This window comes from Ulvibacter antarcticus, from assembly GCF_003688405.1.
Classification (GTDB): domain Bacteria; phylum Bacteroidota; class Bacteroidia; order Flavobacteriales; family Flavobacteriaceae; genus Ulvibacter; species Ulvibacter antarcticus.
In genome coordinates, this window is record NZ_REFC01000013.1 from 353,881 (window position 1) to 370,078 (window position 16,198).

Here is a 16,198-nt window from a genome sequence, read left to right on the forward strand (position 1 = left end):
GCATAAGTCACTTTTATTATTAACGGGATAAAGTTAGCTTCGGAAATTAGTATTTACTATGACATTTATCAGCTAGATACATTAGTTAACTCCAGTTTTTCTGAAGCTATTTTTGATAAGTGAGAGTAGCAATTTTTATTGACTTCATAATTTTAAATATTTTATAAATCTGCTGTCAAAATATTTTGGAGTCTGACAATTATCATAGTATCAGGAATTATAAGTTCATACTTTTATTAGGTTAATAGAAGTGAAATGAGAAAGATATTAATTCCTACAGATTTTTCAGTGAATTCTGTGAATGCAGCTAAGTATTCACTAGAACTTTTCAAATACTTCAGAGCTGAGATCTTTATAGTACACGCTTTTGCAGATGAAGTGTATGAGGAGAAAGAAGTATTGATGAGAGCTGTCTTCGATGAAGTGAAAAACGAAACACAGAAAAATTCAGAAAAGGCATTACAAAAAATTAAATCAGATTTGACAGCTCTTTTTCATAATCCGAAACATAAAATAATGACACAGACAGTATTTGGTTCTTTGGTCGATGTGGTAAATGATTTAGCGGAAAAAGAAAACATAGATGTAGTGACTATGGGAACTAAGGGAAAAACGAATGACAGGGAAATAACATTCGGGAGTCAGACGCTTCAAGTGATTAAATATGTGAAATGTCCTGTTTTAGTCATCCCGGAAAGTTATCATGATATTCTCCCTAAAAATATCTTATTTCCTTCAGATTATATGCTACCATACAAACCTAGAGAATTAAAACTTTTGAGTTCAATGGCAGAAAGAATTACCGCTAAAATAAAATGTCTATATATTTCAAAGTTTGACGACCTTTCTAATAGGCAGCAAGACAACAAAGCATTTTTGGAATTCGCTTTCGCAAATAACAAAGTATCCTTTTTAAAAGCAGAAGGCAAGGATATTACCGAAACTATCAATCTATCTATTATAAATTTTGATGCTGATATGTTGGTGTTGGTCAATTCGCGCCATTCATATTTAGAGAACATTTTGTACACCTCAACAATAGAGAAAATAGGGCTGCATATTAAGATTCCTTTCCTTGTACTTCAAAATTTACAACGATATTAAAAATTAAACAAAATGAAACGTATTCTCTTACCCACAGATTTTTCAGAAAATGCCTATAATGCCGTAAAATATGCAGTTCAATTTCTTAAAAATGAAGTTTGCGAATTCTATTTACTACATACTTACACACCTGCAATTGTTAGTTCTGCAAGTATTTTGGATAGTTATTCGGCATTGACCTTACAGAAAGCGACCCAAAATAAGGCACAATTGATGTTGGATGAATTAAAGGAAAAGATTCGTGAAGAATTTCCAAATGACAAACATAGCTTTATTTCAATAGCATCTTTTAATCTGTTAATCGCAGAAATGAGGATCCTGATTGTAGAACGCTCGATAGATTATGTCATTATGGGGACACAAGGTGCTACAGGCGCTAAAGAAGTGTTTTTAGGGACACAGACCATGTATGCAATCAAAAAATTGAAATGTCCTGTATTAGCAGTACCAGCCAAGTTTCAGTATGAGACGCCCCAAGAAATATTATTCCCAACCGATTACAAACTGGATACTAACAATATTTATCTATCGATGCTCCGTGAATTGTGTGATCAGCATGTTTCTCGTTTGCACATATTAAATTCATACTATGGGACCCCTTTAACAGAAGAACAACTTGATAATAAGGCATTTTTGGATGCTTACTTTATTGATAATGCCCATTTGTTTCATATAGCTGAAGACTTAGATGTACTTGGAGCAGTGAGACAATTTCAGACTAGAGCAAAAATTAATTTTATGGTGATGTTTCATAACAAGCACAACTTCCTGGAAAATATGCTTTTCAAACCGGTAATCAACCAAGTAGTATACCATACCAATGTTCCTTTTTTAGTAATTCCAGCTGTAAAGAGACAATAACTTTAAAAACCAAATTATGAAAGCCATTCTCGTACCCACTGATTTTTCAAAAAATGCGTATAGCGCGTTGCAGTACGCTACTCAATTATTCGCCGGAGAAACATGTAAATTCATTATAATGCATTCTTTCGAAAATCAGCTCACTAAACTAACTAGCAGAGTGGATATTGGAAAAACTGAAGCCGTAGCGGAAGAACTTTACGATACTTACGAAGCAAAATGTGAAGAAATAAAACATCAGATTATTTTAGATACAGAAAACAAACAACATGATTACAAAATTATAGTTACTTCATTATCATTATCCTATGCCATTAATATCTTTATCGATAAAGAACAAGTAGATTTTGTAGTAATGGGTAGTAAAGGGAGTACTAGCGCGAATGATATTTTAATGGGAAGCAATACCCTTTCCGTGATACAGAGAATAAAAAAGGCTCCATTGCTTGTCATTCCGCGCGAATTTAATTTTAAGCCAATAAAAAACATTGCTTTTGCCACAGGTTTTAAAAGAGCTTATTCGATTAATGAATTACAAGCTTTGTCTTACTTATCAACATTGAGCAACGCCAATATCAAAGTATTGCACATCCATAAAAAGGAAAAATTGAATAACACACAGCATGCAAATTTTCATCAACTATTTGAACTATTAAAAGATCATAAGCCAGAAAGCAATTGGTTGCCGAATGATTCCGATAATTATGATGCTATTACTTCTTATCTTAATAAAGCACAAACAGGTTTGCTTGCGATGATCTTTTATAAGCATAATGTAATTGTACGTTTGTTTAGAGAAGCTACCGTTAAAAACATTGCAAAGTACACACTCATTCCTTTTCTTATTTTACCAACACAGGAGTGATAATTATCATAGTTATTTAATCGTTGTCTCTTTATTTTTATGGTAATAAACCTTAATAATTATTGAGATGAAAAAGAAAATTTTATTACCAACAGATTTTTCGAAAAGTGCATGGAACTCTTTAAAATATGCCAGTGAATTATATAAAAATGAAGAAGTAGATTTTTACTTGCTAAACGCTTTTACAGTTCAAAACTATTCCATTGAAAATATGATGGTACCCGAACCAGGTGAAAAGTATTTTGAAGCATCGAAATCGAATTCAGAACTTGGTTTACAGAAGTTATTAAAAAGAATCGAATTGCTTAATGTGCCCGTTAATCATACTTATTTCACCAAATCCGTTTATAATACTCCATTGGAGGCAGTTAAGAGTTTTGTTGAAGATAAAGATATTGATCTGGTTCTTGTGAGTAACAAAGGAGAAACTGATTCGATTGATGTACTAATTGGTAGCAATAGTATCGACTTCATGGAAAAAGTTCGCAATTGTCCTGTTTTTATGGTTCCTTCGGAAGTAAACTTTAAAGAGCCTAACGAGATTGTATTTCCAACGAGTTTTAAAACGCATTATAAGCGTAAGGAACTTAAACATCTTTATGAAATAGCGAGAATCACCAATGCCCCAATTCGGATTCTGCATGTAAGTTCCGAGCAAAAACTTTCCGAAGAACAAATAGAGAAGAAAACACTACTCGAAGAATGTTTCGATGGACTTACTTATAGTTTTCATTTCCTGGAAAGCACCGATGTGCAAACAGGATTGAATCTCTTTACACAAAGCAGAAATAGTGGCATGATTGCCTTTATCAATAAAAAGCATTCTTTTTTTGGATCCATTTTTTCTAAACCTATGGTGAAAGATCTCGGATATAATGCAAAAGTCCCTGTATTGGCATTACACGATCTAAGAAACTAATGGCTATGCAAGACAAAGCTTTCAAAATAATAAAGTCATCTGGCGAAAAAGCAGACTTTTCTATATCCAAATTACGAAGTAGTCTCTTTAGAAGTGGTGCCGACGAACTTACTGTAGACAGAATTGTCAATGTAGTTAGGGACGAGCTCTATCAAGGAATTTCTACTAAGGAAATCTATAACAGAGCCTTTTCATTATTAAAAAAAAGCAAATCTATTTACGCATCTAAATACAAACTTAAATCAGCCATATACGAGCTTGGACCCACAGGTTTTCCATTTGAAAAATTTATTGGATCTCTTATGGAATATTCAGGATATGAAGTTGAAGTTGGATCGATATTACAGGGAAAATGCGTGTCACATGAAGTAGATGTAATTGCCATAAAAAATGGGCAGCACATAGTTGCAGAATGTAAATTTCATAGCGATAAAAAAACTACTTGTAATGTAAAGGTGCCGTTATATATAAATTCAAGATATCAGGATATTGTTTCCCAATATAAGAACACCGCTAAATGTCCAAATGAAGGTTGGGTGGTTACCAATACTAGATTCACAACTGATGCAATTACCTATGGAAAATGCGTTGGGCTCTATTTATTGAGTTGGGACTATCCCAAGGATAACGGACTAAAAGATAGAATCGACAGGCTTGGGTTATATCCTATCACAGTGTCTACACTGCTTACCAACAGAGAAAAACAATTTTTGTTAAGTCGGGATATTGTTCTCTGCCGGCAATTGGCAAACGACAAATTTTATTTAGATCATTTGGGTGTATCAGAAACGAGAAAAACCAAGATACTTTCAGAAATTTCAAAACTATGTAATTCCAATTAAGATGAATTCAGTAAAAATCCATTTTTTAGGCGCATCCGGAACCGTAACAGGATCTAAATTCTTAATAGAAACACTGGAGCATACATTTCTTATTGACTGCGGAATGTTCCAAGGACTTAAAGAACTTAGGGAACTAAACTGGGAAGATTTACCATTTAATGTTTCTAAAATCGATACGGTGTTACTTACACACGGTCACTTAGATCATACCGGTTATTTACCAAGATTGGTTAAGCAGGGATTCAAAGGTGCTATAATTGGTACGGCACCCACATTGGAAATCACAAAAATTATTCTCTTAGACAGTGCCAAAATACATGAAGAGGATGCAAAAAGAGCTAATAAAGAAGAAATTAGCAAACATCATCCTGCTCTTCCCTTTTACACGATTTTAGACGCAGAACGCACATTAAAATTATTTCAAGCTTCTGAAAAAGATAACTGGCATGATCTTTCTAAACATATTAAATATCGCTTTCGATATAACGGACATATTATAGGTGCGACATTCATAGAGATGGAAATATTTGGAAAAATATTTGTTTTTTCTGGCGACATAGGTAGAAATGAAGATTTGTTATTATTTCCTCCGGAAAAACCCCAACGGGCAGATTATCTTTTTTTAGAAAGCACCTATGGAAACAAATTACACCCTCAGGAAAGCGTTTCAGAAAAACTCATGGCACTCATCAATGACACGATTCACAACCGCGGAACGCTAGTTATACCGTCCTTTGCAGTTGAACGCCTACAAACTTTAATGTTCTTACTTTGGAAATTGTATGATGAACGGCGTATTCCAAACCTTCCTATTTTTATCGATAGTCCTATGGGCAATAATGTTTTGGGGGTTTTTGATCGTTTTGCGGATTGGCATAAAATTCCACCTTCCGAATTTAATGCTATGAAGAGTCGTATGAACATTATAACTTCATATAAAGAAACCTGGGAAACCATAGACGATCCAAGACCTAAGATAGTGATTGCAGGTAGTGGAATGATTACAGGAGGAAGAGTCTTAACTTATTTGAAACAGCTTATTGATGAATTAAATACAACAGTACTATTGGTTGGTTATCAAGCTGAAGGCACCCGTGGAAGACAATTGTTGGAAGGTGCACATGAATTGAAGTTCTTCGGAAAATATTATCCTGTAAAAGCGCAAATTCATCATATTGAAAGTCTATCGGCACATGCAGATCAAGCAGGAATACTAGATTGGCTGAGTGAAATTAAAAATAGTCCGGAAAGTACCTTTTTAATACATGGTGAGGCAACGGCTCAACAAGCTTTGCGTGTGAAGCTAATTGATACTTTTGGTTGGCAGGTAAGTATTCCGAAGCTATACGATACGATTGAAATTTTGGTTTAAAACTTTTTCCTGTTTTCACCGTACCACCATTTTGGCTGATATTTCTTTTTAACCAAACCGAATTTTTTTATCGCATGCACTTCTATGTGTTTTACGACCTCTTCAGCAGAGTCGGTGACAAATAATAATTCCATATCTTCAGGGCTGATGCTTTCATTTTCGGCCATTAATTGAATGTGATGACACAGTTCCTTGTGATATTCAGAATCGAAGATGACAACTGGAAAATTTTGAATCATTTTAGTCTGTATTAGAGTAATAGCCTCAAAAAGTTCGTCCAAGGTTCCCATGCCGCCTGGCATTACTACGAATGCATAAGAATATTTTATCAATAAAAATTTCCGAACGAAGAAATATGGAATGTCAATCCACTTATGCAAGTAGGGGTTCGGATTTTGTTCGAATGGAAGAATAATGTTTACACCTACAGAATAGCCTCCTGCTTCATAAGCTCCCTTGTTGGCAGCTTCCATTATCCCAGGTCCTCCACCGGTCATAATGGAAAATCCTAGCTTTGAGAGGGCAGCTCCAATTTTTTCTGCGTTTTTATAATGTTCAGAATTTTCGTCAAATCGTGCCGAACCAAAAACGGTTACACAAGGCCCAATAAAGTGCATCTTTCTAAAGGCTCTAATAAAATTGTATTGCACTTTCAGGGTGAAAATAAACTCCTTAAACCTTGAACGAGGTCCTTGAAGAAAACTAGATTCATTTTTTTGCAGAAAGAATTTACTTTTCTGATTTTCCATTGAATTTTTCATAATTCACGATGATTCCAATATTACCTTAGTTTCCATTGTTATTTTAGATTTTATTGAATTGGAAATTAAACAAGCTGCCTCCGATTTTTGAAGAATACGTTCCGCTCGCTCAAGATCTTTCTCATTTTTAATAATAACAGTGGGATATAAGATCACTTCAGTCATTAGATACTTTCCTCCTACTTTTTCCAAAATACCTTTCGACTTACAACTAAATCCTGAGAATTCCAATTTTGAATTTTCAGCAATCGCCAAAAAAGTAGTCATTAAACAACTACTTACAGAAGCCGTGAACAAATGCTCCGGTGACCAGATATTGGGCATTCCTTTAGGGAATTCAGGCGGAGTAGCAACTTCAATGCAGTTTGCAGATGTAGAGGTGCCTTCTGCCAATTCTGGCGAGCACATAAAACCTTTTCGATCTTGACTCCAGTTTATCTCTACGTTATATGAATGTTTTTCCATAGTTAAATTCTCTTTGCATGTTACTATCTAAAATTAGCTGAATAATCAATCTTACTCAATGATATTTATCACTTTCCGAAGTAAAAACCAATATTCTTATAGAATTGAAAATTAAGAATATGACGAAAATGTAATCTAAAGTTTCATAATATTTTTTACGTAAACATTAGTTAGAAGATGCTTCAGAAATCGACTTTTTTGTAAAAGTGTTCTTCTTATTTAATATTGAAAAGTGATAATTGTCATTTCCAAACCATTCAAGGTGAGTTACATTTACTTCAGAATCAAGATCATGAAAACATTTAAACACCTCGCTACTATAATGCTACTTAGCTTTCTATTGATAGGATGTAGCTCCTCTAGATTAATACAGCAATATAAGAATCCGGATACCGTTAATTTTGAAGCGAATAAAATATTAATCATAGGTATATCAGAAGATAAAGAGTTAAGAAGAGCTTACGAAAAACAAATGATGGAGTCTTTAGAAAAAGAGAGCGTAATTGCTGTTAAAAGTGTTGACTTTTTTGAAACCTCTTTTACAGATAATAAAAAATCTTTGAATCAGCTCAATGAAATAGAAAACAGTTTGCTTGAAGCTGGATTCGACGCTATACTATTTACTAAAATTACAGATCAGGAAAGCAGGGTAACCTTGGTTGATTCTTATAGAAACTTTGCAAAACACTATCAAACATTCGAAGATTATTACTACGGAAATCAACATATTTATTTTAAAGAACAACAAGAGCGTTATCAAGTATATACTACAGAAACATCACTTTTTTGTATTTGTCCTGGAAAAGAACGTGAGTTATTATGGAGGGGTGAAATTGAAGTTGTAGATGGAGATAAAGTAAATAGAAACATCAACAGCTATATCTCGATACTAATTAAGACCCTGAAAGAAAATAAGCTACTGTTATTGGACAACTAAATTACCCCAATGTATGCGTAACCCCCGATGATATTTTTTGAAGGAGGTAATTAAAGTAGCATTACAAAATATTGTTTCAGTGAAATTCTATAACATATCATTTATAAAAACTGTAAACAGGTCGTCTACAAACTATCTTAATTTTATCGGTGTAGAAATAATAAAGGTATTAGAGTCCCTTTCGCTAGTTGCTTAGTTTCAGACCCAAATAACAGACGCTCAAGGAAATTCTCCTTTTCAATAAAAACGGCATGTAAATCGACCTTTAATAATTGTGTAGCTGTATTTATGGCACTTAAGCCAGGAATCGTATTTAAACAATAGTAAGTGTAAGGATGGTCTGGAAACATTGCTTTAAGACAATCATTATCTTTTTTGTGCAACACTTCAAAAGTATCCTCATCAAGTTCCAGTACATTTAATTCACATTGATGTATGTTCAACATTTCCTTGAATACCTCAATTCCGTTATAAGCAATATTATCACAATGCTGTGTGGTAAACAATACACTTTTCACACTAGAATAACTGTAATGGTGTGGTATAGTAAGTGTTGGACAGTTTATATTTCTAAGAATTTGCAAAGTATTGCTTCCAAAAAGCACCTCTTTCGCACCAGTTGCTCCATTAGTTCCTATTATAATAAGATCAATCGAATGGAATTTAACAGCTTGGTCTACTGCCGAAACAAAATCATCATAGTCGAATAACCCATTAAAAGTATAGGCTTGTGATTTGTATTGCTTACTGAGTTTTTTTACTAATTGATTGATTAATTTTTTGTTGTCGGTAGCGATACTTTCAAAAATAGTATCCGATTGAGAGCCTGCTACTAGATCGTCACTTATATATTCTGAAACTTTCTGCACGTTTAAGATATAGAAATTACACTCCCAATTTTCAAAAAAGTGCATTGCATAGTCTATCGCATTCATAGAATTCTCTGAAAAGTCCGTAGGTAGAAGTATGTTTTTCATTTTTGTAGAATTTATTAAAGTAAAATTAGGGTGTAATTCAATACTAAAAAATGACAAAGGTCATAAGGAAGATTTCAATCCTGACAAATATCATTTCCTACTCCAGTTGTCATTCTCATCTTTACTACATAAAATCTGTAAATGATGAAAGTAAATATGGGCGGCGCAGACCGCATTCTCAGATTGATACTAGCAGCTATATTAGTTGCATTGTATGCCTACGATGTGTTTACTGGCATTTTAGGGGTCATTCTTTTGGTTGCAGCAGGAATTCTGGTTATAACCAGTTTGGTAAGTTTTTGCCCGCTATATAAAGTGTTTGGACTTCGAACTTGTAAGGCTAATTAGAGGTAAAATATTTAGTAGAAACGACATTTCTCATTTCAGTTGTTGAAAAGAAACACAATGGATAATTTCAATTGTGTCTGTTATATGATAACATAAAAACTCAACTTTATAATGAGCAGCTCTGATCATTTGATTTTTTGACTCCTAATTTCACTAGAATGCTTTCCAGCAAACACCATTTTGTAAAGGCAGACTGAATTAAATTTACACCTATAAATACTGTAAACCACATCCAGTTCATATTTACATACACGGCTAGTACAACGCTCAATAATACCATTGTACCCACGATAACTCTAAAATATGTATTTAACATTTTTATTAATTTTTAGTTTATATAAATTTTTCAATTGGAACCACAACTGCTTTTATAGGGTTGTTCGATTCTAAAGTTGTATTAAATTCTTTTATCAGGCTGAATAAAGCATCAATGTTTTCATCTTCAGTAAAAGAGAAAAATAAACTCGATTCATTAGCTGCTTTTTCACCCGAAAACCAACTTGATGCAGTTACAATTGAAGCTGTATTTTTATAGCCATCAATATCTGAACTGCTAAGGTTTTCAATATTTGCTTTTTTGAATAGCTTCAAAACATCTTTTTGATACTGCTCTACTGCTGTAACTATGACTAACTTCATTTTATTTATTTTTCATCGTCAGTTCGAGTGATTCCGAAGATATTCGGAATTGTATCGAGAACCTTTTCAATAACTTCTCGTTACTATTTTCTAGCGAAAATTACTCGACCAGACAGACTATTTATAATTCTTTTTCTCTATCATATAATACACTAAAGGCACCACCAATAAAGTCAGTACAGTAGAAACAATAGTTCCTCCCATCAATGAGATGGCCAAACCTTGGAAAATTGGATCAAACAAGATCACAAATGCGCCAATCACAACAGTTCCTGCTGTTAATAGAATAGGCGTTGTTCGTACTGCTCCGGCTTCAATTGCCGCTTGTTTAAGAGGGACGCCTTCTGCAGTTCTTAAGTTAATAAAGTCAATTAGCAATACCGAATTTCGAACCATAATTCCAGCCAATGCAATCATTCCAATAAAAGATGTTGCAGTAAAAAAGGCTCCCATAATCCAATGACCTAAAATAATTCCTATCAATGTTAAAGGAATGGCAACCATCATTACGATAGGTGCTTTAAAGTTTTGAAACCAGCCTACAATCAGAATATATATTAAAATAATAGCTCCTAAAAAAGCAATTCCTAAATCTCTAAACACTTCTAAGGTAATTTGCCATTCTCCGTCCCATTTTACGGTGTAGTCGTCTTCATAATCTGGCTGACCTAAATACATTTCGTTCAATTTATAACCGTTCGGAAGCTTAATGTCTTTCAATTTCTCTTCCATTCCTAAAATAGCATAGGCGGGACTTTCTAAATCGCCGGCCATATCAGCCATGACATATACAACTCGTTTCTGATTTTTTCGATAAATGCTTTTTGCACTTATGGTTTCTTTAATATCAACTAAATCTGCAATCGGAATCATATTGCCTTGTTCCGATTTCACTTTAAGTTGAGAAATATCAGAAATTGTCGATTTTTCCTTTTCGTCCAATGTCAATAGTAAACCAACTTGATTTGAGGCATCTTCGTCATACAAATTAGTAATTGGCCTGTTAGACAATGCCATATTCATGGTGTATGCAATCTGTTGTGGTGCAACTCCATACAACATCGCTTTTTCTTTATTGATATCGAACTGAAATTCAGTTTGATCAGCCTCAACCATCCAATCGATATCCACAACATCATCAGTATTTTTTAATATATTCTGAATACTATTGGCGATTTTTATTTGCTCGTTGTAATCTGGGCCGTAAACTTCTGCCACGATAGTTGATAACACTGGTGGTCCAGGAGGTACTTCCACTAATTTTACATTCGCATTGTATTTTGAAGCAATTTTCTGAATGTCCGGACGCAGCAATTTAGCGATGTCGTGACTTTGAGCAGAACGTTCGCCTTTATCAATCAAGTTCACCTGAATATCCGCCATATTACTACCACCACGTAAATCGTAATGACGTACCAAACCATTAAAGGTTATTGGAGCAGATGTACCAACATAGTTTTGGTAATTCACCACTTCCGGGCGAGTAGACAAGTATTGAGAAATTTCTTGTGCCACAACTCCCGTGCGTTCCAATGTGGTGCCTTCCGGCATATCGATGACCACTTGAAACTCGTTTTTGTTGTCAAATGGCAACATTTTTACCGCAACCGATTTGGTAAAAAATAATACCATCGTTGCCAGTAAGAGCACAAACGTTCCACCTAAAAACAGCCAACGTTTTCTTTTACTTTCTAATAACGGACGTTCAAATTTATTGTAGACTCTATAGATAAATGTTTCTTCTAATGGCTTTTCAACTTTTTCGGCCTTTCCCTTCCTATCTTTTTCTCTTAAGAAAATATATCCTAAATAAGGAGTAATGGTCAGGGCGACAAACAAAGATAGAATCATCGCAATAGATGCTCCTATTGGCATTGGCGCCATGTAAGGTCCCATTAATCCGGAAACAAACGCCATTGGTAATACCGAAGCTATCACCGTAAATGTTGCCAAAATGGTTGGGTTTCCTACTTCATTAATGGCATACAACGCAGCCTGTTTAAATGGCAACCGCTTCATCTTAAAATGCCGGTGCATATTTTCGGCAATGATAATAGAGTCATCCACAACGATTCCCGTGACAAAAACCAATGCGAAAAGTGTTATTCGGTTTAAGGTGTAGTCAAGCATATAATAACTTAGCAAGGTCATAGCAAACGTAATCGGGACTGATAAAAACACTACCAATCCGCCACGCCAACCCATTGCTAGCATAACCACCAGTGTTACCGCAAAAATAGAGCCTACAAGATGCCATAATAGTTCAGAAACTTTTTGCGAAGCCGTTTCTCCATAGTTCCTTGTAATTTCAACGTGCACATCATCTGGTATTAAATTTTTCCGAAGATGTTTGACTTTATCGATAATCACTTCCGAAATTTTCATCGCATCGGCACCTTTCCGTTTTGCCACCGAAATAGTCACGGCAGGATATTCAGACTTAAAATCCGATGATTTTTCACTGCCTCGTCCAAACCCCAAGCTCACATAATTTAATGGAACTTCCGGGCCATCAATGATCTTTGCAACTTGCTTCAAATAAATAGGCTGATTTTCTTGCACACCAACCACTAAATTTTCAACATCAGTGGCTGATTCTAAAAAAGTACCGGTCGTTACCATAAATTCGGTATCGTTCTTATCGAAACTGCCCGAATTCAACTGTGCATTGTTCCCTTTTATCATTTCAGAAACCGATAAGAAATCCAATCCACTGGCAGCTAATTTGTCTTTATCTATCACCACTCGTAATTGGCGGTTTCTCCCACCAATTTTATGAGTAATTGCAACATCGTTTACCTTTTTAATTTCAGATTCTAATTCCTGTGCCATCTGACTTAGCTGGTAATCGTCGTAATTTTCACTCCACAAGGTTAAACCCAACATGGGTACGTCGTCGATCGCACGAGTTTTAACCAACGGAAACGTCACACCTGGCGGCATTTGATCCATGTGTTTGTTAATCTCGTTGTATAATTTTACAAAGGACCGCTCAATATCTTCACCAACATAAAACTGCACAATGACCATTCCTTGCTCTTTCATCGAGGTAGAATACACATATTCCACGCCTTTGATATTCGAAATTAATTGCTCTAACGGCTTAATAACCCGCGACTCAACTTCCGTAGGACTTGCCCCAGGATAACCAACAAAAATATCTGCCATTGGCACGTCAATTTGTGGCTCTTCTTCCCGCGGTATTAAAAACGAACTATACACACCAATCACCATAAATACAATCATTAGAAGCACTGTAAGCTTCGACTGTATAAATATTTTTGCAATTTTTCCTGCGATACCTTCTTTCATTATTTATATTTTTTGGGCGTTTTAACAGGCTATTCGTTACAATCTTTTTTAGTGTCAGAAACATTTCGACTGCGCTCAATGTGACACTAAAAAAGGATTTCCACTGCTATCCTTAACGCTACTTTTTAAATATTTTTTTAAACTGCAAACTGCAAACTGCAAACTGCAAACTGCAAACTGAGACTGCAAACTGAGACTGCAAACTGAGACTGCAAACTGAGACTGCCTACTGAACACTAATTCTCACACCATTATAAAGTTTTCCTTCAGCAGAAACAATGTAGGCTTCATCCGAATTCAAACCAGATAATACTTCTATTTGATTTCCAAAAGTTCTCCCTAGACGCAACCAACGTAGCAGAGCAGTATTGCTTTCACTTACGGTGTAAACTCCAGATAATTGTCCCTTGGTTACAATGGCTTCCAGAGGAACTAAAACCATAGTTGATTTTGCCTTTCTTTCTATAGGAAACTGAACGGTTGTGAACATTCCAGATAGAATAGGGGAGTCTGTTTTATCTAAAGCTATTTTTACTAAATATTGACCGCCTGTATTTTTAGCAGAAGTACTCACTTCGGTAACTTTTCCTATTATGGTTTTGTTGATGGATTTAACCAGAACATCAACTTTGGTATCATTCTTAATTTCAGAAATTTCAGTTTCCGGAACCCTCGCCATAACTTCAAAATTACCTGGGGTTTCGATACTAATTATAGGCGCTCCCGGGTTAGCCATATTTCCAGCTTCAACGTTTTTGCTGGTAACTGTTCCATTAAAAGGGGCAGTTATATTACTGTATACAAATTGTGCGTTGATTTCATTTTTCAATTGATTTGCAGATTCCAATCGTGCTTTAGCCATTTCAAAACTGGCAGTCATGTCGTCTAATTCTTTTTGAGACGCACTCTTATCTGTAAATAAATTTTCAAATCGATTGTAATCTTTTTGAGCATTATTAAAAGCGGCAGTCGCTTCGGTAATTCCTGCATTTACTTGCGCTCTTTTAGCTTGTAAGTCAGAATTGTTTATAGATACTAATAATTGTCCTTTACGCACTTTATCGCCAACATTTACATGTACTTTATTCACGTAACCCATCATTCTAGTGCTTAAGTCGGCACTATTGGCCGCCTGAATCTTGCCGCTTACACTTAAAAACGGACTGTTACCACTTGCATCCACTTGATTTACTGTTACGTTAATTACCGGCGAATTTTCAGCAATCGATTTTTTGTCATCACTTCCACAACTCGTTAAAAATAAAGAAGCTGTTGTTAGCGTTATTAGGTATATATTTTTTATCATCTTAGATTGTTTTTAGGTCTCGACTGCGCTCGACCAGACACTTTTCTGTCGCCTCGAGCGCAGTCGAGAGGTTACTCTTTCGTTAAAAATTGTAAATAGGCTTGCGCATAATTGTATTCAAAAATTGTTTGATAATATTCCAATTGTTTTTGTGCAAATTGAGTTTCAGATAATAGCAAATCGGATGTTTTTTCAAGCCCTTCTTTAAATCTATTTCCTATAATCCGTAAAGATTCTTTCGATTGTTCCATCGCTAAATCCGTTAATTCCAGCTTATTTTCAGCATCGAGTAACATACGCTTCGCCTTATTCATCTCTAGATTGCTTTGCGCGACATATTGTTGGTATTCTAGTTTCGATTTTTGAAATTCAGCTTTACTCTTTTGTGCTTTTCCGAAGCGCTTGGAGCCTTGAAAAACATCCCAGCTCAATTCCGCACCAAATGAATAACCATTTGCATCTCCTTGAAAAATTTGGTCATCATATAATTCGTAACTTCCAAAAGCATTCATTCTAGGTAAAAATGCCATTTTATCGGCTTTGTTCATTGCTTCATAAGCATTGGAAGCTAACTGCATCGCTCTAATATCTGCACGACTTTCTGAAATAACTTTATTGTTTTCTCCATTAAATGTGTTTACCGATAGACTATCACTTGGTCGATATATCACATACATTTCATCATTCATCAAAAAAGACAGATAATTTGACGCGTTTTGTACATTGCTCTTTGCAGTCTGCAACTGATTTTTAATTTCAGTTAAACGAATCTCTACGTTTAATACTTCGGCGCGTTGTAAATAGCCTTGTTTAAAACGATTGTCAGCCAATTTTTTATTTTCTATTGCCGTTTGCAGTGCTTTCGCCAGGACGTCAATACCCTTATAAGCCAATTGTAACTGCATATATGCTTTTTCAACTTCCAGTGCTAGATAATCTCCGGTTCTTTCTTGCTTTAAAGACATTGCCTCCATTTTAGATTTAGCAGCCTTTCTTTGAAAAATACCATCCAAATTGAGTAAAGGTTGTTGAATTTCAAACTTCGTTGCAAAGTTCTGTATCTGAGAAGGATCGTTTAGCAATGCAGGGTTAAAATCGTTTTGAGTTAAAATCTCTTGGTTCAATTTAGAGCCAAAAGCCATTAATGGATTGGTTGTCGCAATACCAGTATGACTTGCAGTTATATTTGGTAAAAAAACAGCATTGGTTTGTCTGTAGTCTGCTCTAGCTTGATTAAAATCTTCTTGAGAAATTTTAATACTTGTGTTCTTTTCAGACACCTTAGATAATACTTCATTTTTTGTAAGTGGTACCACCTCTTGTGCCTGCACCGATAAAGTGAAAGCTAACAAGGATAGTGGTAAAAGAATACGTTTCTTCATTAATTATTGATTTGATGGTACAAAAGTAGTTTTATAAATCGTTGAGTTCAGTAACAAAGGTTACGTAAGGTAAAAGCGACTGAAAATGGACTATTGTGTGTTTTGTTT

At 34.9% G+C, this 16,198-nt stretch carries 16 protein-coding genes; 8 read left to right on the forward strand and 8 right to left on the reverse strand.

The annotated features are described in order from the left end of the window. Positions 1-255 precede the first annotated feature (255 nt). From BXY75_RS10500 to BXY75_RS10525, 6 genes are all read left to right on the forward strand, one after another. Positions 256-1,104, forward strand: a complete 849-nt coding sequence (locus BXY75_RS10500; protein ID WP_121907707.1) for a universal stress protein — start codon at positions 256-258, stop codon at positions 1,102-1,104. Positions 1,105-1,116: 12 nt separating this feature from the next. Continuing rightward, a complete protein-coding gene (locus BXY75_RS10505; RefSeq protein WP_121907708.1) occupies positions 1,117-1,965 on the forward strand; it encodes a universal stress protein in 849 nt (282 codons plus the stop codon). A 16-nt stretch (positions 1,966-1,981) separates the two neighbouring features. After that, a complete protein-coding gene (locus BXY75_RS10510; protein ID WP_121907709.1) occupies positions 1,982-2,830 on the forward strand; it encodes a universal stress protein in 849 nt (282 codons plus the stop codon). A 67-nt stretch (positions 2,831-2,897) separates the two neighbouring features. Then, a complete protein-coding gene (locus tag BXY75_RS10515) occupies positions 2,898-3,749 on the forward strand; it encodes a universal stress protein (protein ID WP_121907710.1) in 852 nt (283 codons plus the stop codon). Between the two features lie 5 nt (positions 3,750-3,754). Next, entirely contained in the window at positions 3,755-4,591 is an 837-nt protein-coding gene (locus BXY75_RS10520) for an ATP cone domain-containing protein (RefSeq protein WP_121907953.1), read from the forward strand. A gap of 1 nt (position 4,592) precedes the next feature. Continuing rightward, entirely contained in the window at positions 4,593-5,963 is a 1,371-nt protein-coding gene (locus BXY75_RS10525; protein ID WP_121907711.1) for an MBL fold metallo-hydrolase RNA specificity domain-containing protein, read from the forward strand. Here the strand turns inward: BXY75_RS10525 and BXY75_RS10530 are convergent. Both BXY75_RS10530 and BXY75_RS10535 read right to left on the reverse strand, forming a co-directional pair. Then, on the reverse strand, positions 5,960-6,724 hold the full coding sequence (locus tag BXY75_RS10530; protein WP_245962959.1) for an LOG family protein: 765 nt from the start codon (positions 6,722-6,724) through the stop codon (positions 5,960-5,962). The two genes, BXY75_RS10525 and BXY75_RS10530, sit on opposite strands and share 4 nt — an antisense overlap. A 3-nt stretch (positions 6,725-6,727) precedes the next feature. Then, positions 6,728-7,189 (reverse strand): OsmC family protein, encoded by a 462-nt coding sequence (locus BXY75_RS10535; RefSeq protein ID WP_121907712.1) that lies wholly within the window; start codon positions 7,187-7,189, stop codon positions 6,728-6,730. 292 nt (positions 7,190-7,481) lie between these two features. Here BXY75_RS10535 and BXY75_RS10540 point away from each other — a divergent pair, with 292 nt between their 5' ends. Continuing rightward, entirely contained in the window at positions 7,482-8,126 is a 645-nt protein-coding gene (locus tag BXY75_RS10540) for a hypothetical protein (protein WP_147437269.1), read from the forward strand. A gap of 143 nt (positions 8,127-8,269) precedes the next feature. Here BXY75_RS10540 and BXY75_RS10545 read toward each other — a convergent pair whose 3' ends face one another. After that, positions 8,270-9,103 carry a universal stress protein gene (locus BXY75_RS10545; protein ID WP_121907714.1) on the reverse strand — a complete coding sequence of 278 codons (834 nt, stop codon included), beginning with the start codon at positions 9,101-9,103 and terminating at the stop codon, positions 8,270-8,272. Between the two features lie 156 nt (positions 9,104-9,259). On the opposite strand from BXY75_RS10545, the gene BXY75_RS10550 reads away from it, so the two are divergent. Then, positions 9,260-9,451, forward strand: a complete 192-nt coding sequence (locus BXY75_RS10550; protein ID WP_317125247.1) for a YgaP family membrane protein — start codon at positions 9,260-9,262, stop codon at positions 9,449-9,451. 106 nt (positions 9,452-9,557) lie between these two features. On the opposite strand, the gene BXY75_RS10555 is transcribed toward BXY75_RS10550, so the two are convergent. The 5 genes from BXY75_RS10555 to BXY75_RS10575 form a co-directional block, all read right to left on the reverse strand. After that, positions 9,558-9,767 carry a YgaP family membrane protein gene (locus tag BXY75_RS10555; RefSeq protein ID WP_121907715.1) on the reverse strand — a complete coding sequence of 70 codons (210 nt, stop codon included), beginning with the start codon at positions 9,765-9,767 and terminating at the stop codon, positions 9,558-9,560. A gap of 17 nt (positions 9,768-9,784) precedes the next feature. After that, positions 9,785-10,090: a hypothetical protein gene (locus BXY75_RS10560; RefSeq protein ID WP_121907716.1), complete on the reverse strand. Its 306-nt coding sequence runs from the start codon at positions 10,088-10,090 to the stop codon at positions 9,785-9,787. Between the two features lie 117 nt (positions 10,091-10,207). After that, a complete protein-coding gene (locus BXY75_RS10565) occupies positions 10,208-13,402 on the reverse strand; it encodes an efflux RND transporter permease subunit (protein ID WP_121907717.1) in 3,195 nt (1,064 codons plus the stop codon). 226 nt (positions 13,403-13,628) lie between these two features. Beyond that, entirely contained in the window at positions 13,629-14,708 is a 1,080-nt protein-coding gene (locus tag BXY75_RS10570) for an efflux RND transporter periplasmic adaptor subunit (RefSeq protein WP_121907718.1), read from the reverse strand. Between the two features lie 71 nt (positions 14,709-14,779). Beyond that, positions 14,780-16,090 carry a TolC family protein gene (locus BXY75_RS10575; protein ID WP_121907719.1) on the reverse strand — a complete coding sequence of 437 codons (1,311 nt, stop codon included), beginning with the start codon at positions 16,088-16,090 and terminating at the stop codon, positions 14,780-14,782. Between the last annotated feature and the right edge of the window lie 108 nt (positions 16,091-16,198).

Excerpts from the sequence above, each read along its gene's own strand:
- BXY75_RS10500 (WP_121907707.1), top strand. The coding sequence starts at position 256 with ATGAGAAAGATATTAATTCCTACAGATTTTTCAGTGAATTCTGTGAAT.
- BXY75_RS10505 (WP_121907708.1), top strand. The coding sequence starts at position 1,117 with ATGAAACGTATTCTCTTACCCACAGATTTTTCAGAAAATGCCTATAAT.
- BXY75_RS10510 (WP_121907709.1), top strand. The coding sequence starts at position 1,982 with ATGAAAGCCATTCTCGTACCCACTGATTTTTCAAAAAATGCGTATAGC.
- BXY75_RS10515 (WP_121907710.1), top strand. The coding sequence starts at position 2,898 with ATGAAAAAGAAAATTTTATTACCAACAGATTTTTCGAAAAGTGCATGG.
- BXY75_RS10520 (WP_121907953.1), top strand. The coding sequence starts at position 3,755 with ATGCAAGACAAAGCTTTCAAAATAATAAAGTCATCTGGCGAAAAAGCA.
- BXY75_RS10525 (WP_121907711.1), top strand. The coding sequence starts at position 4,593 with ATGAATTCAGTAAAAATCCATTTTTTAGGCGCATCCGGAACCGTAACA.
- BXY75_RS10530 (WP_245962959.1), bottom strand. The coding sequence starts at position 6,724 with ATGAAAAATTCAATGGAAAATCAGAAAAGTAAATTCTTTCTGCAAAAA.
- BXY75_RS10535 (WP_121907712.1), bottom strand. The coding sequence starts at position 7,189 with ATGGAAAAACATTCATATAACGTAGAGATAAACTGGAGTCAAGATCGA.
- BXY75_RS10540 (WP_147437269.1), top strand. The coding sequence starts at position 7,482 with ATGAAAACATTTAAACACCTCGCTACTATAATGCTACTTAGCTTTCTA.
- BXY75_RS10545 (WP_121907714.1), bottom strand. The coding sequence starts at position 9,103 with ATGAAAAACATACTTCTACCTACGGACTTTTCAGAGAATTCTATGAAT.
- BXY75_RS10550 (WP_317125247.1), top strand. The coding sequence starts at position 9,260 with ATGGGCGGCGCAGACCGCATTCTCAGATTGATACTAGCAGCTATATTA.
- BXY75_RS10555 (WP_121907715.1), bottom strand. The coding sequence starts at position 9,767 with ATGTTAAATACATATTTTAGAGTTATCGTGGGTACAATGGTATTATTG.
- BXY75_RS10560 (WP_121907716.1), bottom strand. The coding sequence starts at position 10,090 with ATGAAGTTAGTCATAGTTACAGCAGTAGAGCAGTATCAAAAAGATGTT.
- BXY75_RS10565 (WP_121907717.1), bottom strand. The coding sequence starts at position 13,402 with ATGAAAGAAGGTATCGCAGGAAAAATTGCAAAAATATTTATACAGTCG.
- BXY75_RS10570 (WP_121907718.1), bottom strand. The coding sequence starts at position 14,708 with ATGATAAAAAATATATACCTAATAACGCTAACAACAGCTTCTTTATTT.
- BXY75_RS10575 (WP_121907719.1), bottom strand. The coding sequence starts at position 16,090 with ATGAAGAAACGTATTCTTTTACCACTATCCTTGTTAGCTTTCACTTTA.